Genomic DNA, 14,452 nt, shown 5'->3' on the forward strand with positions numbered 1-14,452 from the left:
GATCTTAATAGTAAGTATGCAAAATCCGATTAAACAACAGGTTTCAATTGAATGCAGCGGTTATACTCTGCACAATCATTCAATATGGACACCTGATACGCACGATAAGGAAATCACTATCTCATCAACGATTCTTTGGATGATAGGCACTCTGATGTCATTCAGTTTGATGGCCATCGGAGCAAGAGAGCTCAGCGGTAACATCAGTACTTATCAAGTGTTGTTAGTACGAAGTGTCATTGGATTATGTGTCGTGTCATTTCTGATCATCGCGGCCAAGCAAAAGGGGCTGTTTTCAACACAGCGACTCCGCTTACATAGCCTGCGTAATGTCTTTCACTTTGGAGGGCAGTTTGGCTGGTTTGTTGGAATTGGATTACTTCCCCTTTCGGAAGTGTTCGCGCTTGAATTCACTGTCCCACTTTGGACAGCATTACTGGCAAGTCTCTTTCTGGGGGAAAGCCTCACAATAAAGAAAATACTGGCTATCGCATTAGGGTTACTCGGCGTCGTCATCATTGTTCAACCCACTCAAGATGTCATGAATGCTGGTGCTATTGTCGTGTTGTGTGCAGCGTTTTGTTACGCGGTCGCGCATACGTCGACCAAATCATTAGCCAGCACAGAGGCTCCGCTGACCATCCTGTTTTACATGTGTTTAATCCAACTACCTATCGGCTTGATTCTGTCTTGGCAAGTATGGAAAACGCCTTCAACACTTGAATCAGCTTGGTTGTTGCTAGTCGCCCTATCTGCACTCTCCGCTCATTATTGTTTGACCAAAGCCATGAAGAACGCAGAAGTGACTCTGGTGATGATACTCGACTTTTTCAGGCTCCCTGTTATCGCAGTAGTCGGAATTGTACTTTATGACGAACCACTGACCTTCGCGCTAATCATTGGTGGTGTGGTGATGCTGATCGGTAACCTACTCGTTACTTACAAAGGCCGCCGTCCTTCATAGCCAATAAAACGATAACCTGCAATCCCGATTATCAAAGCGTAAGCGTGAAGGTGCTCCCCACTCCTAACTCAGATTTCACGTTCAACGCGCCTTCGAGGTTCTCGACCATAGCAAGCGCCAAAGATAACCCGATACCATATCCCTCAACGTTACTTCGGCTACTGTCGACTCGATAAAGCCTTTCAAAAATCAGATCCAGATATTTCTGCTCTATCCCAACACCGGTATCTTGAACGCTTATCGCCACCTTGCCCTCTGTAGTTTGCTCAACTTTGACCGTCACTCTTCCTTCAGGCTCGGTGTACTTAATCGCGTTATCAACAAGATTAACCAACACCTGAGTCAACTTGTCAGGGTCTGACTGAACAACAGCCTCAAGGTCACCTTCAAGCATTAGCTCGATTTGTTTATCTTCTGCCACATCTTCATACCAACTCACAACATTACCAACTACATCCGCTACCTGTGTCGACACCTTCTGTGGTTTGCGCTTGCCAGTCATTTCATCGTTCAGCTTCATCAAAGCGGTTAGCATGTTACTTGCCTGCATCGCGTGTTCAGAACAATCTGCCAATGCATCTTTCATTGCTTGCTCATCGGCGTTGCTCAGTAATGCGGTTTGAGACGCCAAAGTAATACGAGACAAAGGGGTTCGAATATCATGAGCAATCGCATCTACAGTGGTATTCAATGTTGTCGTGACATGCTGGAGCTTTGCAACTGCAGTGTGAACACTGGAACTGATGACGTTGAGACCTTCCTGTGGCTGAGATTTGGTTTCTTTCTTGCTAGTGCTGGGAAGTTCTAACTGCCCCTTTTTAAGCTTATCAAGCAGGTCACCAAAAGTAATCAGGGGCGACATCGCACTGTGTATGATTCTACGAGTAAACACCGCAGTAACCGCCACAAGTGCAAGCAAGGCATACAAGGTCATTAGCCATTGATTGTAAGCGATATAGTCTCTCGAACGGTTGTCCAAAACCAACCAGAAGTCATATTGCTCCCCTTCAATTGCCAAAGACATATAAGGGCTAAGTATGAAGCTCTCTAGCCACGAGCGGTTGTCATCAATTTGGTAGCTGGAAAAAGGCTCTGTTACTGATTGGTGTTGAGTTCCCGCAATGAATGTTCCCTCAGATGAAACGCCCTTCTCAACCTGATAAGCGGCGATGTTGTTCTCAAGTAACCGATGAGGGTTAGCCTCTAAAACGTGAATCAAACGTTCGCTAGAGTCGTAAGTTAGAATACGTTGATACTCAGTCGACATTGACGTAAGAATCTTCTTCTCCGTTTGATAAAGATCGAAAAAGAAAATGGCTCCGACAATCAGTTCCACCAGCAGCAAGCAGAGTAGCAAGGTCGACATAAAGCGAACCAATAAATGTCTCTGCGTTTTGGCAAGCGCCTGTTCAATACTACGACTTGAGGACATAACCAACACCTCGAAGTGTGTGAATCAATGGCTTAGAAAACCCCTTGTCGACTTTACTGCGTAGTCGACACACGAGCACATCCACCACGTTGGTTTGCGGATCAAACTGATGCCCCCAAACATGCTCAAGAATCGCCGTTTTCGACATTACAGATTCTGGGTTTTCGAGCAGTAACTTCATCAACATAAACTCACGCTGATTAATGGTGATCGTTTGTTGATCTCTTTGTAGCGTGTGCTTGAGAAGATCTAGGCTAAGCGGACCATAATGCAGTTCTAATGGCAGGGGTGTCGGTTGCTTGCCTCTACGCACTAAGGTTTGGCAACGAGCGAGTAGCTCAGGGAATGCAAAAGGCTTCACCAAATAATCGTCCGCACCCGACTGTAATCCTTGCACGCGCTCTTCTACTGAGTGTTTAGCACTTAATATGATGACGGGCGTCGCGTAGCCCTGCCCTCGCAGCTCGGCAAGCACTGCAAATCCGTCTTTCTTAGGTAACATGATATCGAGAATAATCACGTCGTATCCTTCAGTCACGGCCTCGTGTAATCCATCAACACCATCCGTTGAGTGGGTCACCGTTATCCCTTCTTGATGAAAACCATTCACCAAAAACTTCGCGATATGAATGTCGTCCTCAATCAATAGTATTTTCATTTACTTTCATTTATCAGTTAGCGTGCTCTAAACACACTCTATCAATATCCTTTCTCGAATATAAGCAACATTGCAACTTTGTAATGTTCAAGAAAGCACCTCGTAATCATGCGTTCGTTAGTATGAATCTGTTGATTAAGAGTGGCTTGTCAATATCAGACCAGCACTCATCGAAACCCTATACCTGAAAAAGAATGTCTTAATGGAGTAAACATGAAAATGACAAAACTAACTGTACTAGCAGCAACTCTTGGTTTCCTTAGCCTTTCTAACAACGCAATGGCGGCAGAGACACAAACGGTCTCTTTCACTCAAATCTCATCAGAAGCGGCATTCAAGCTTGCTCATGAAGCAGTAAATCAATGCAAGGAAGATGGCTACAAGGTTTCTGCAACTGTTGTTGATTTGTCGGGTAATGTGATTGCTCAACTGCGTTCTGATGGTGCAGGTATTCACACCCTTGATAGCTCGCGCAAAAAAGCGTTCACAGTGGCAAGCATGAAGCAGCCTTCAGGTAACTTGATGAAGCTCATCGCCGATAAGCCGATCATGCAACCTTTACAGAATATGGATGACAACCTGTTATTTCTCGCGGGTGGTGTTCCGGTACAACTCAACAACGCAATGATTGGGGCGATTGGTGTGGGCGGTGCTCCTGGTGGTCACTTAGATGTCGCATGTGCTGAAAAAGCGATTAAGAAATTCTTCTAAAAACATAATGATTGCCCATATGAACAGTGCCCTATCATTTCAGGGCACTTCAAAACGTGCACTTACCGCAAGGTGGTCAGATAAATCCCACACACCCCACATGTCATCGTCAAAACTGCGTAACAATTCAATTTTGCTGGAACTCGCCACCACACTGCCATTATTTGAATACAGCAGATAATCAAGCCGTTCTTGGGCTGATTTATCGCTATCGGATAGGTTTTGATTCACAAGCGGATCGTAACTATAGGTCAATGCCCCCTTTAAAGAAGGCTCTTGCAAATCCAATACTCTTAGCATTCGAGTGAAATCGAGCGGAAACTTGTGCTTGGCGATATTGAAATCACCACCGAAGATAACAGGCTCGTCCTCCGGTAAACCTAACCGTTCCACAAAGGCGAGTATTTCACCGACCTGCAGCATTCGTATATTTCGATGTTCGCGGGAATTCCAAGAGCCAAGATGCAGGTTAAACAGATGATATGGGCGACTGTCTTTTATTATCTTGGTATAGAGCACACCTTTATCTGCCGCACAATCGGTTCCCCGACAGTTATCAAAGACATGTTGCGCCTGTTCAACAATGGGATATTTACTGTAAGTAATAACACCGCCATCGTAGGTATTACTGCCACCACCATCGAGTTTATGACTGACATACTGAAAATGGCGCTGCATGTCCGCATTTAAACGTAGTTCATTTTCTCGCCTGAACACCTCTTGCATAAAAACCACGTCATGATTCTTGACCGCTTCAGCAATACGTATATCTCTATCATTCATATACTCTCCAATATAAGGGAGCAGCCATACATTGTAAGTCAGTATATTGATGCTATTCGCATCAGTTGGCGGCGTCGTTGGTTCTTCACTTATAACAAAGGTTAGATCATCATATCCCCCGGTGTAATCAGCCTTATAATAGTACCGGTAACCCCCTTTATTATCTCCGTGAATTGCTCGATCACTGTATAATTCACCGATATGTGTGGTTTCAGGGTCAACAAGGGTAAAAGACATATCTGACCCCCACGCTGTTCCTTTTAGCCTCACTAATGGAGTGAGATATTCGTAGCCTAAAAGTATAAAAAAGTAGTAGTCTTTGCCTGCTTCTATACCACCATACCGACTCAGGTTAGCAACCTCAGCATAGCTATAGGGCCTAATATGATTAACGCCGGTTGAGGTGATAACTTGCTCGTCTCCGGATATAAATAAGCTAAGATCCTCTCGGGTGTTATTCAAAATACGTATGTTCGTCTCTGCTTTGATAACGCTACAGAAAAACAACAAACATAATAATGTCGCACTTATCAATTTGGTGGTCTTCACTTCAGGCTACTCTTTTGTATGTCGCACTCCAAAAATTATTAGAGCTCAGTTTCATAGCGAATACAAAATAGAGATAACTCAACACTGAGTAATTTGATGACTTTGAGTATGGGGGACTCATAAAAAATAACGATCGACACTTGCTGTACATTGTTACAAGTGAATTGATGATTGACACAAATTTGATGTGAACAGCACTAGCAATTGTTATAGTATAACATTAAGTCAATTTACTATTATGTCTCATGAAACAGCTATTTAATCTAACCAAGGTGCTCAGCTGCCTTTCCTCACGATATCTATGTCGTTTCTCAACGCAATTACGCTCTGTTAAGCATTTACCACTTTGGTTAGCAATACTGACTTTTGCTCCTCAGCTACATGCACATCCCCACTCTTGGATCGAAATGAAAACTCACATTGAGGGCGAGAATGGCATGATCACCGGATTCTCAATGGAGTGGTCTTTTGACGCCATGACCTCTATGTATATGCTGGATGGCGAAGACGTTTCTCCAGAAAAAGAGGAAGAGACGTTCAAGAACCTTGCGGCCTCAGTAATCGAAAACATGATGTACGAGCACTACTTCACCTATTTCTACGATGGTGAGGAGCCAATTAAATATCAGGTTGCTGAACATGCCAAATTCGAACGTGATGAAGCCAAAATGGTTCTCACGTTCGACCTACCACTTTCAAAGCCAAAACCGGTAACACGTGATTCGCTTCGCATGTTGATTTTTGATCCGAGCTACTTTGTCGATATGTCATGGATCGCTAATGAAGACGTGACGTTATCTCCAGAGCTCGCAAGACAATGTAAGTTAGAGATTATCGAGCCGAATCCAACGCCTGAGCAAATGAGTTATGCGATGTCTTTACCTGCCGATGCCGACCCAGACAACACATTAGGCCAGCTATTCACTCAGTCGGTCGAGCTTCATTGTGCCGCGGTTCCTGGTGCTTAACCAAGGCGTTTATTTTTACGATTAGGCGTTTCGACAAGTAAACGTCTGTGCTCGTTAAGTCTCTCTAATCATCAAGAAAAAGATTTCTGATAAAGGTGCATTTAATGCAGAAAAATCAAATTCAAACAAAATACTACCTTACAGGTGTCCTTGCCTTCACACTCGTTGCCGTCGGTGCATACCAACTGTGGGTTATGTGGCCGTCATTGGTGATATCCAGCATTCAATGGCAAAGAGAAGTTAATTCAGAGCTTGCCGACCTCCTCTATGATGCGAAGTCTAACCCTTGGGGCGCAGGTAGCTACCTTATCGGGTTCAGCTTTATCTACGGCATGCTTCACTCACTTGGACCAGGACACGGCAAAGTCATCGTCTCAACATACTTAGCTACTCACCCAACAAAAGCAAAAGCCAGTTTAGTGCTAACGATTGTTTCTGCATTTTTACAAGCATTAGTCGCAATATTATTAGTAAGCGTGTTGCTATGGGGCTTTAGCGCTTCTATGCGAATGGTGAATGACAAAGCCAATATGTTTGTCTCGTTGAGTTTCGCGTTAGTCGCGGTAGTGGGTGCATTGATCTGTTGGAAGGCTCTTAAAAACATCTACACCACAATGCGTGCACCAAAATTGAAATTGAAAGTGAAAGCGATCACCACCTTAGCTGCCGATACGTCTTCGCCAATTTCAGTCCAATCACCAATGGCGCTTCGCTCATCAGTAGCTGCTGGTTCAATGATGTTGACCCCATCTAACGCATTACAAACTGCAGAACACGCTCACACAGATCATTCTCATACGGATTGTGGATGCGGCCACCAGCATGTTGCCGATGCAGACGCTATAAACAAAGCTTCAACACTTCGTGAATATGCAGGAATCATCGTTACGATTGGCGTAAGGCCATGTACAGGTGCGATTATGGTTCTGCTTTTCGCAAACATGGTTGGCTTATATTGGATGGGTGTTGTCAGTGCCTTTGCCATGGCGATAGGTACCGCATTCACGACCTCGACGATTGCAATCATGACACTAACAGGCAAAAACTTGGTAAAACGCTATTTGGCTGCAGGTAACAAGAATAACAGTGCGTCACTGAAAGCTGCAGGTCATTACTTACAACTGTTTGGTGGTGTTTTACTTATCTTAATTGGCTTATTGCTAATGAGTGGTCAAGACAGCGGTATGTCGCCAGTGTTTACTATGTAAGCCTCTAAGCTTAGAGCTTTATACAGACCGAACAAAAGGGGTGTGAACGATAGTCACACCCCTTTTCATATCACTCAGCTACTCTCTCATGAGAGCGAAACTAACCCACAAAGCCTTATGCTTATTTCACTTCGTATCGCAGTAAAACTTCATTATCCAACACCACATTCGTTGACCAAATAAAGCTAGCGCCTGCGCCACTGAATTTTTCAATGAAATTCATGTAAGACTTTTTATTGTTTACGCCAATTTCATCTTCAGAATACTGTGTCGCCTGAGGCCACGAAGATGAATCAAACGCCTGGTTCATCCAGTTGTCCGGCGTTGCCCAATGAGCAGCGTAAGCATTTTCCCCATCACCTGTGCCTTCAGTAGTACAGGTATCAGACAATCGCTTACCACCAACTTCACTCAGACAAGTGAGATCATAAATTGGAGAGGTATAGAAGGTTTGAGCTTGCCAGTCTGAATTCGTTACAGTGCCATCGCTAAAGCTTGCTATGAAGCCGCCATCGCCAGGGTGAAATGCTTTACCTCGGTTGTCTTCTGTCCCTAAGCCCAAATTCTCTTCCCAATCAATCACCTTGACGGCAATCGTATAAGGTTTGTTAACTTTAAACTTCACTATGCTTGAGTTAAATGGCGTGAATGGCACGGTATCCACTGCGACAAGTTGACCGTTGATATAAAGCTCAAAGTAATTGTCAGCAAAAATATAGCCTGTCACCTCTTCTCCGTCAGAATCTATGACGGCAACGGGAACTGCAGCTTCATCAACCTCGGCAATACCGTTAGGGGTAATGTTGGCGCACTCTTCATATAGGTCGACAGCTTTCTCGGCAGTAGTGAAATGGTTTTCCGCAGGTACAATCCAAACTTTACCATCAGAATCAGTAATCTCCCCAATACCTGCCACTCGGCTACGTCCGTTTTCACATTCGAACAAGTTGGATACAACAGTCTTCGCGCGCCCTTGAGTAATACTCGCTGTACCATTGTAATCACTGGCTGTATTGCTAAGCGGGATTTCAGATGATGGAGAACAGCCTGTCGTGACTAAAATAACAGATGAGAGTGCAAGAATTTGATTCTTAGTGAACATAAATAAAAGATCCGATAGCAGATAGGTGGATTAAGTGTAGTTGTCACGTTGAAATAGGAACAACTTTCAACGCTGGTTTTCTCACAACCCGTGCATTGTAGTGACCTAGTTGTAAATAAATGTAAATCCAACGCAATGTTAAGTAAATCAATGCCCTCTCAAACATGCGAGCTCTCTAACATTCATCACCCAGCACCATTTAACCAACTTACGAGTAAAGCCAAAACTGAATCTCGCAGTATCATCGATTTACAAAACAGAGCCAAAATCTTTAAATAAAAGCAGTGAGAAGCGATACAATAATCAAGTTGCGAAGTTGCAGCGTGGGACACCTACCCACTGAAAGTCCATTTACAGAGAACCTTAAAGTAGCCATACATGTCTAAAGAACCCGGTTTCACCACAGAGTACACCCTCGACAAAGCTTTCTTTGCTGAGTGTTATGATCAAACGAGCGTCCCAACTCAATTCCCAAAAGCGTATTTGAAGGCGTTTTTGTTCCTTCTTTTTGGTTGGGTTCTACTTGAATTTGAACTATTACCAAGCGGCTACGTTGGCTGGTTCTTCATTGTATTGAGTGTCATTGAAGCGTTCAGCGTGTATTGCAAACGAACCTGGTGGTTGTGGCGACAAAGAATCAGCTCAGGCGCTGGCAGCAAAGTAGTGTTTAAAGGTGACTTAGATGGCGTAAGTTACAAAAACTATAAGACCACCAACACAATTAAGTGGAGCCAGATCGACGAGCTTGAGGAAACTGACCTCGGCTTTATCATTCATATTGGGAAGCAGCGCCAATACGTGAGTAAGTCGTGCTTAAGTGACGATGCGATTACTTTCATGGTTGAACAACATAAAGCATCAAAAGCTAACTAACGTAAGTTTATAAAGACCTCTCAGAGTTGAGGTCTTTATAATATCTGGCTTTGAAAAGATAATTCACATCGTACTGCACTTTACGCGTTAACCTAGATCAGACCACTCTTTATTATCTTGAAATGACCGGACGCCAATAATGAACACCATTTACCAAATCAGTGATTGCCACCTCTCAGATGAATCCAGTTATGAAAACCTACGTCGAGCGCTTGAATACGTCAATAACGATCAAGAATGCGAAGCTATTTTCCTGACAGGTGACATTTGCTGTAACCCCAAACCCGGTGACTATACTCACTTAGAAACGTTCGTTCGACACCTTACCAACAAATCTATTTATGCGATTGCAGGCAACCATGATGACTCTCGCTTAATGCGTGCAGAACTTAAAGGTTCGACGATCTGTGTGACCGATAGAGCCAACGTTTGTGGGCGAGAGTTTGTGTTCCTCGATTCGAGTTTCAAACCCAAAGACAGCGTTCACCCACTCGGTTCAGGGCGTATCGATAATCGAGGCTTGGCCCAGTTAAAGAAACAGCTGAGAAAAGCCAGTAACCCTATCATTGTTGTTCACCACCCTATCATCCCTGTCGGTGCCGATTGGATACAAGCAATACGTCTCGAGAACGATTTTTCCATAATGAAGGTGCTTCAGAAATATGGAGTACGAGAGGTGATTTGTGGACATGGGCATGATCAAATAACAACGACACAACACGGCATTACTCAATATATGGCGCCTTCTACAGCTTATGGGTTCGACCACTCGATTGAGGAGTACAATCGCAGTGATAATATTGGATTAAGCAAGATCTCCACATCGCAACACTCATTTGATTATCTGGCTATCTACCTTTGAATATTCGTATTTGAACTTGCGCGCTACCGCTAACTGGCAAGCCATTCATCTAACACGGAGATGAATTGGGGGTTGATAAGATAACCAATAGAAGCGTGCGGGTTACTTTGCCCGTCACACACATTGAGATTGTAAATTGGATAAATGTCTTTCATTCCACCAGCAATCAAATCCAGTTTGAGCATCTCTTGAAAGTCATTTTTGATTTTGCTGTCGTGAGAGATAAAGTCATCTTCAGCCGACAAGTTCACCCACCTATGAATATTTAAAGGGTACTTTTTCATGCCCTCTAAACGGCTCCCTTTCAAGCGCTCTTTTACACTCTCATCGCCTAATGGTGAACCTAACGTAACCAGAAGATCGATCTTCTTTTTAGCGCCGTAAGCGTTTCGGTACTCACTGTAATGGGAGAGTTTCCATAACACGTCAAAACTGATCATTGTGCCAAGGCTATGTGCGACGATCATCACCTCATCTTGGTTATCTAACGCATCTCTCAGCTCCACCATTAATCGATACCTTACGTCGCTACCAAAGTAAGAGTCTTCATACCAATAATGACTCATATCGGGAGCAACTAATGCTATAAGTGGCTCTGCCATTTTCAAACGACTAAGCACAGAAGAAAAAGTATCCGCGAGCGCCTCTTGCAGGAACCCTACCTTCGAAACTTCACCATACGTTTTCTTATTAAACTGATGGGACGTGTACCCTTTGAGATCGATCAAAGCCTGTTGTCGGACGAGCGGCTCTTCAGTTGGCTTGTTCAATAATGTGTTTGATAAGTCGCCAAAATACACGAAACGCTTCTCGATATTCTGGAAAGCTTGGAGTGAATCAGAACCTTTACAGCCACGCTGTAATCCATGTTCGATAGCATCGTACCACAATGATTGAAGCGACTCCCTGTCAGGCTTTTGCCCCCGACCGTGGATAAATATAATTTTCTTTGCCATACCTGAAACCTCGTGTCCACTACCGACATTAGTCATCGGGCGGCTATTTTCCTGAAAATCAACGAGGATAGAACCGAATAATCTCGCCTCCCTTGTTTTATGCGGCCTTCATAACTGAAATGAACCCTCGTTAAACATCAACTTGTCAGTTTTACCGCGTAAATACCCCATACATAAGGGCCTAGAATCACATCGGGAATACAGCTAGATCAGGCTTATCGGTGTCCTTTCCAAACAAGCTAATTCCGATTCTGGCACGCTAAGATAAGCTCTAAGATTCGATGATGTACAATAACCACATATACTAGGGGGTAGTATTTTATACTCAGGGGGAGTATAGTTTTCACGCACTGTCTCACAAACCACGGAAGAAGAGTTTCCATATGAAAGATGTTAAAGGTGTTTTCCGCAACCTAGAGAAGATGCTAAGAAAAGCAAACTGGTTCGAGGATGGTTGGGAGATCTATAACCGTGGAGAGTACCTTCAGTTATATAAAGAGACTTGGTTCAACCAAAAACAGGGCGGTATCCACTTTGAGACCTTTATCGAAGGGCCTCAAATTAAGCAAAAGGCCTTTCCTGTTTGCATGCATGCGGAAGAAGACTGCCCTTCCCAAGCAGAATTTATTCGCCAGTTTAAAGCTCTAGAACAAGATCGTATTGAAAGTTGGAAAGGCTACAAAACCCAAGACAACAGCTACGGGATTTGCCAGAGAACCTTACCCCTAAACTTCAAAAACCTAGAACAGCGTTTGTTCGAAGAATTCAACCGACTGCGCTCACTTGAAGCCAGTGTAGAGAAAGTACTAGATAGGCTCTAATATGAAAAAACAGAAAAGCCCTTGTATTGATATGTGCGATTTTTCACACGACAAAGGGTGGTGTTTAGGCTGTGGTAGAACACGAGAAGAGTGTAAAGCCTGGAAATCAATGAAGCCTTACGCTGTTAATGTTCTCAAGAAAGAACTAGTAAAAAGAAAGGCTCAAATGAACCGCTAAAACAAGCGCTATTTGATGTATGAATCCAATACTTTCAGTACCACTTCCATATCTTCTTCACGCTGAACTTTGTCATCTTCTAGTACCACATGCTCTAGAAGGTGACCTTTAATGACCTCTCTCATCAAGCCATTCACTGCGCCACGAATCGCTGCTATTTGCTGCAGTACGTCTTGGCACTGTTGCTCGTCGTTATCGAGCATCTTTTTCAAACCATTGACCTGACCTTGTATTTTACTAACTCGGGCCTTTAGTTTTTTCTGATCTTTGGCTGTATGTGACATAACGTAGGTACTCAAGGTAATTAAAAACAAGCGGTTAACTTGTAATGTAGCACTTTAGCGATACTGGGGGGTAGCTTTTCAGTACCCGTTATTACGCCCCCTAGACAAGGGGGTGTTTAAATGACCTACTGATTTATTTTGCATGGTGCTGCAAGTGCTCGATAAAAGCAGGCACCCTCTTCGCTATATGTTTTCTTGAGGCATAAAACGCATACAGGACTAAGTCTGCGGGCTGATATTCGAGCTCCACGATTTCTAATTCACCAGCTTCAACCTCTTCACGACAAAGCTCAGCTGGTAGTATCGCAAAACCTAAACCGGCCAATGCTCCAGCCTTAGCAAGCTGACCACTGTTGACCTTAAATGATGATTTGACTCGCTGTGTTACCCATTCACCATGATCGTCTATAAATACCCAAGGCGTTCCGTTCAATGCGGTAAAGCTACTGATACAGGGCACGTGTTTTAGATCTGTAATCTGAAACGGTTTTGAGCAGGTTTGAAGAAGTTTAGGTGAAGCAACGACTGCACTCGGCCAACGTTGGATTTCTTTGGCGATCCAGCTGTTGTCTTCTAACTTTCCTCGATGAAAACTGACAATAACGTCAAAGCCGTCGATCAAGTCCTCTTTTGGACTGATGCTGGTGTCACAACACAGTGATATGGATGGGTACTGGTTGCAAAAGGAAATGACAGCTTGAGCTAATTCGGCAGAGTCCGGCATTAAGATGTTTAACTGCCCCTGCACCTCTTGAGAGTGTTGTGTGACCTCTTCTATCGCCTGGTTGAGTTTATCCAACAAGGGCTGCGTGCGCTGATAAAGATGCTCTCCAGCTTCCGTTGGAGCAATACGACGCGTGCTTCTCACAAACAGTCTTACGTCTAGTTGTTGCTCCAACAACGCAATATGTCGGCTAACATTTGAAGTCGGTAAACACAGAAACTCTGCCGCTCTTTTGAAGCTATTATTCTCATAAACACAATGAAAACTCTTTAGCCATTGCTGATCAATTTTATCCAGCATATCCCCTCACAGATAATCCCATATTATTGGATTATAAAGCCAAATATTGACACTTTATTACCAAAATCAGGCTTATACAATATTCATCACTCGAACAATGGTAATAAAGGTTATCCATGAGCTGGCTAGAAAAACTATTGAATAAGAATAACTTAAAAAGTAATCGTAAAGCGTCAGTCCCAGAAGGTGTCTGGATCAACTGCCCTTCTTGTACTCAAACCTTGTACCATATCGCACTCAAGGAAAACCTACAGGTGTGTCCAAAATGTGGGCATCACATGCGCATGACAGCACGTCTTCGTTTAGAAACATTTCTCGATAACAGCGAACGTACGGAGTTAGGTGATCAACGCCAACCAAAAGATCTACTCAGCTTTAAAGACAACAAGCGCTATACCGAGCGACTGGCCTCTGCACAAAAAAGTACAGGTGAGAAAGATGCACTGGTCGTGATGACGGGCGAGCTACTTGGAATGCCTGTTGTCGCATGTGCTTTTGAATTCTCTTTTATGGCGGGATCAATGGGCTCCGTTGTGGGCGCTCGATTTGTAGATGCCGTGAATAAAGCAATTGAATCAGACTGTGCCCTGGTATGCTTTTCTGCGTGTGGTGGTGCGCGCATGCAAGAATCACTCATGGCGTTGATGCAAATGGCGAAAACCAGCGCTGCCCTAAAACGATTGTCTGAAGCCAAACTGCCCTATATCTCGGTACTCACCGACCAGACCTTTGGCGGTGTCTCAGCCAGTTTAGCCATGCTGGGTGACATCAATATCGGTGAGCCTAAAGCGAGAATCGGTTTCGCGGGCCGAAGAGTCATTGAACAAACGGTATGGGAAAAACTACCCGATGGTTTCCAACAGAGTGAATTCTTACTCGAACATGGTGCTTTAGACATGATTGTAGATAGGCGTGACATGCGTAAAAAAGTGGCAAGACTTATAGCTATGATGACCAATACCACTCATCAAAAAGCGTAAGCTGTAAGAGATATAGAGAAGCTCTATTTATATTTATATTTACCAGAATTGATTTAACCACTGCCCCACTCGATTACTTGTTCAGATGAGGCAGTGTAA

General features: G+C 43.8%; 16 protein-coding genes. 9 read left to right on the forward strand and 7 right to left on the reverse strand.

Annotation, left to right across the window (positions count from 1 at the left end; genetic code table 11):
- Positions 1-139: 139 nt before the first annotated feature.
- Positions 140-964, forward strand: coding sequence for a DMT family transporter (locus OH460_RS20615; RefSeq protein ID WP_269999388.1), 825 nt, complete (start codon positions 140-142; stop codon positions 962-964).
- Positions 965-995: 31 nt separating this feature from the next.
- Here the strand turns inward: OH460_RS20615 and OH460_RS20620 are convergent, their stop codons facing one another.
- Both OH460_RS20620 and OH460_RS20625 read right to left on the reverse strand, forming a co-directional pair.
- Positions 996-2,396, reverse strand: coding sequence for a sensor histidine kinase (locus OH460_RS20620; protein WP_269999343.1), 1,401 nt, complete (start codon positions 2,394-2,396; stop codon positions 996-998).
- Positions 2,380-3,054 carry a response regulator transcription factor gene (locus OH460_RS20625; RefSeq protein WP_269999344.1) on the reverse strand — a complete coding sequence of 225 codons (675 nt, stop codon included), beginning with the start codon at positions 3,052-3,054 and terminating at the stop codon, positions 2,380-2,382. The genes OH460_RS20620 and OH460_RS20625 overlap by 17 nt, the downstream gene beginning before the upstream one ends.
- A 213-nt stretch (positions 3,055-3,267) precedes the next feature.
- On the opposite strand from OH460_RS20625, the gene OH460_RS20630 reads away from it, so the two are divergent.
- Positions 3,268-3,765 (forward strand): GlcG/HbpS family heme-binding protein, encoded by a 498-nt coding sequence (locus tag OH460_RS20630; RefSeq protein ID WP_269999345.1) that lies wholly within the window; start codon positions 3,268-3,270, stop codon positions 3,763-3,765.
- Positions 3,766-3,804: 39 nt separating this feature from the next.
- Here the strand turns inward: OH460_RS20630 and OH460_RS20635 are convergent, their stop codons facing one another.
- A complete protein-coding gene (locus OH460_RS20635) occupies positions 3,805-5,097 on the reverse strand; it encodes a sphingomyelin phosphodiesterase (RefSeq protein ID WP_269999347.1) in 1,293 nt (430 codons plus the stop codon).
- Positions 5,098-5,342: 245 nt separating this feature from the next.
- Between OH460_RS20635 and OH460_RS20640 the strand changes: the two genes are divergently transcribed.
- Both OH460_RS20640 and OH460_RS20645 read left to right on the forward strand, forming a co-directional pair.
- Positions 5,343-6,065, forward strand: a complete 723-nt coding sequence (locus OH460_RS20640; protein ID WP_269999349.1) for a DUF1007 family protein — start codon at positions 5,343-5,345, stop codon at positions 6,063-6,065.
- 104 nt (positions 6,066-6,169) lie between these two features.
- Positions 6,170-7,273 carry a nickel/cobalt transporter gene (locus OH460_RS20645; protein WP_269999351.1) on the forward strand — a complete coding sequence of 368 codons (1,104 nt, stop codon included), beginning with the start codon at positions 6,170-6,172 and terminating at the stop codon, positions 7,271-7,273.
- Positions 7,274-7,394: 121 nt separating this feature from the next.
- Here OH460_RS20645 and OH460_RS20650 read toward each other — a convergent pair whose 3' ends face one another.
- On the reverse strand, positions 7,395-8,375 hold the full coding sequence (locus tag OH460_RS20650) for a hypothetical protein (RefSeq protein WP_269999353.1): 981 nt from the start codon (positions 8,373-8,375) through the stop codon (positions 7,395-7,397).
- A gap of 378 nt (positions 8,376-8,753) precedes the next feature.
- Here OH460_RS20650 and OH460_RS20655 point away from each other — a divergent pair, with 378 nt between their 5' ends.
- On the forward strand, positions 8,754-9,248 hold the full coding sequence (locus OH460_RS20655) for a YcxB family protein (RefSeq protein ID WP_269999355.1): 495 nt from the start codon (positions 8,754-8,756) through the stop codon (positions 9,246-9,248).
- Between the two features lie 139 nt (positions 9,249-9,387).
- Positions 9,388-10,110, forward strand: a complete 723-nt coding sequence (locus OH460_RS20660) for a metallophosphoesterase family protein (RefSeq protein ID WP_269999356.1) — start codon at positions 9,388-9,390, stop codon at positions 10,108-10,110.
- Between the two features lie 29 nt (positions 10,111-10,139).
- Here OH460_RS20660 and OH460_RS20665 read toward each other — a convergent pair whose 3' ends face one another.
- Positions 10,140-11,066, reverse strand: a complete 927-nt coding sequence (locus tag OH460_RS20665; protein WP_269999358.1) for a hypothetical protein — start codon at positions 11,064-11,066, stop codon at positions 10,140-10,142.
- A 383-nt stretch (positions 11,067-11,449) separates the two neighbouring features.
- Here OH460_RS20665 and OH460_RS20670 point away from each other — a divergent pair, with 383 nt between their 5' ends.
- Both OH460_RS20670 and OH460_RS20675 read left to right on the forward strand, forming a co-directional pair.
- The gene (locus OH460_RS20670; RefSeq protein WP_269999359.1) at positions 11,450-11,887 is read left to right on the forward strand and encodes a hypothetical protein; all 438 of its coding nucleotides are present in this window, start codon (positions 11,450-11,452) and stop codon (positions 11,885-11,887) included.
- Position 11,888: 1 nt separating this feature from the next.
- Entirely contained in the window at positions 11,889-12,065 is a 177-nt protein-coding gene (locus tag OH460_RS20675) for a DUF1289 domain-containing protein (RefSeq protein ID WP_020477243.1), read from the forward strand.
- A gap of 8 nt (positions 12,066-12,073) precedes the next feature.
- Here the strand turns inward: OH460_RS20675 and rcnR are convergent, their stop codons facing one another.
- Positions 12,074-12,349, reverse strand: coding sequence for a Ni(II)/Co(II)-binding transcriptional repressor RcnR (rcnR, locus tag OH460_RS20680; protein WP_008223718.1), 276 nt, complete (start codon positions 12,347-12,349; stop codon positions 12,074-12,076).
- A 133-nt stretch (positions 12,350-12,482) separates the two neighbouring features.
- Positions 12,483-13,373, reverse strand: coding sequence for a LysR family transcriptional regulator (locus tag OH460_RS20685; protein WP_269999362.1), 891 nt, complete (start codon positions 13,371-13,373; stop codon positions 12,483-12,485).
- 116 nt (positions 13,374-13,489) lie between these two features.
- Between OH460_RS20685 and accD the strand changes: the two genes are divergently transcribed.
- On the forward strand, positions 13,490-14,353 hold the full coding sequence (accD, locus tag OH460_RS20690) for an acetyl-CoA carboxylase, carboxyltransferase subunit beta (RefSeq protein ID WP_269999363.1): 864 nt from the start codon (positions 13,490-13,492) through the stop codon (positions 14,351-14,353).
- The last annotated feature ends 99 nt before the right edge of the window (positions 14,354-14,452 follow it).

It is taken from the genome of Vibrio sp. Makdt, assembly GCF_027587015.1.
Taxonomy (GTDB): Bacteria; Pseudomonadota; Gammaproteobacteria; order Enterobacterales; family Vibrionaceae; genus Vibrio; species Vibrio chagasii_B.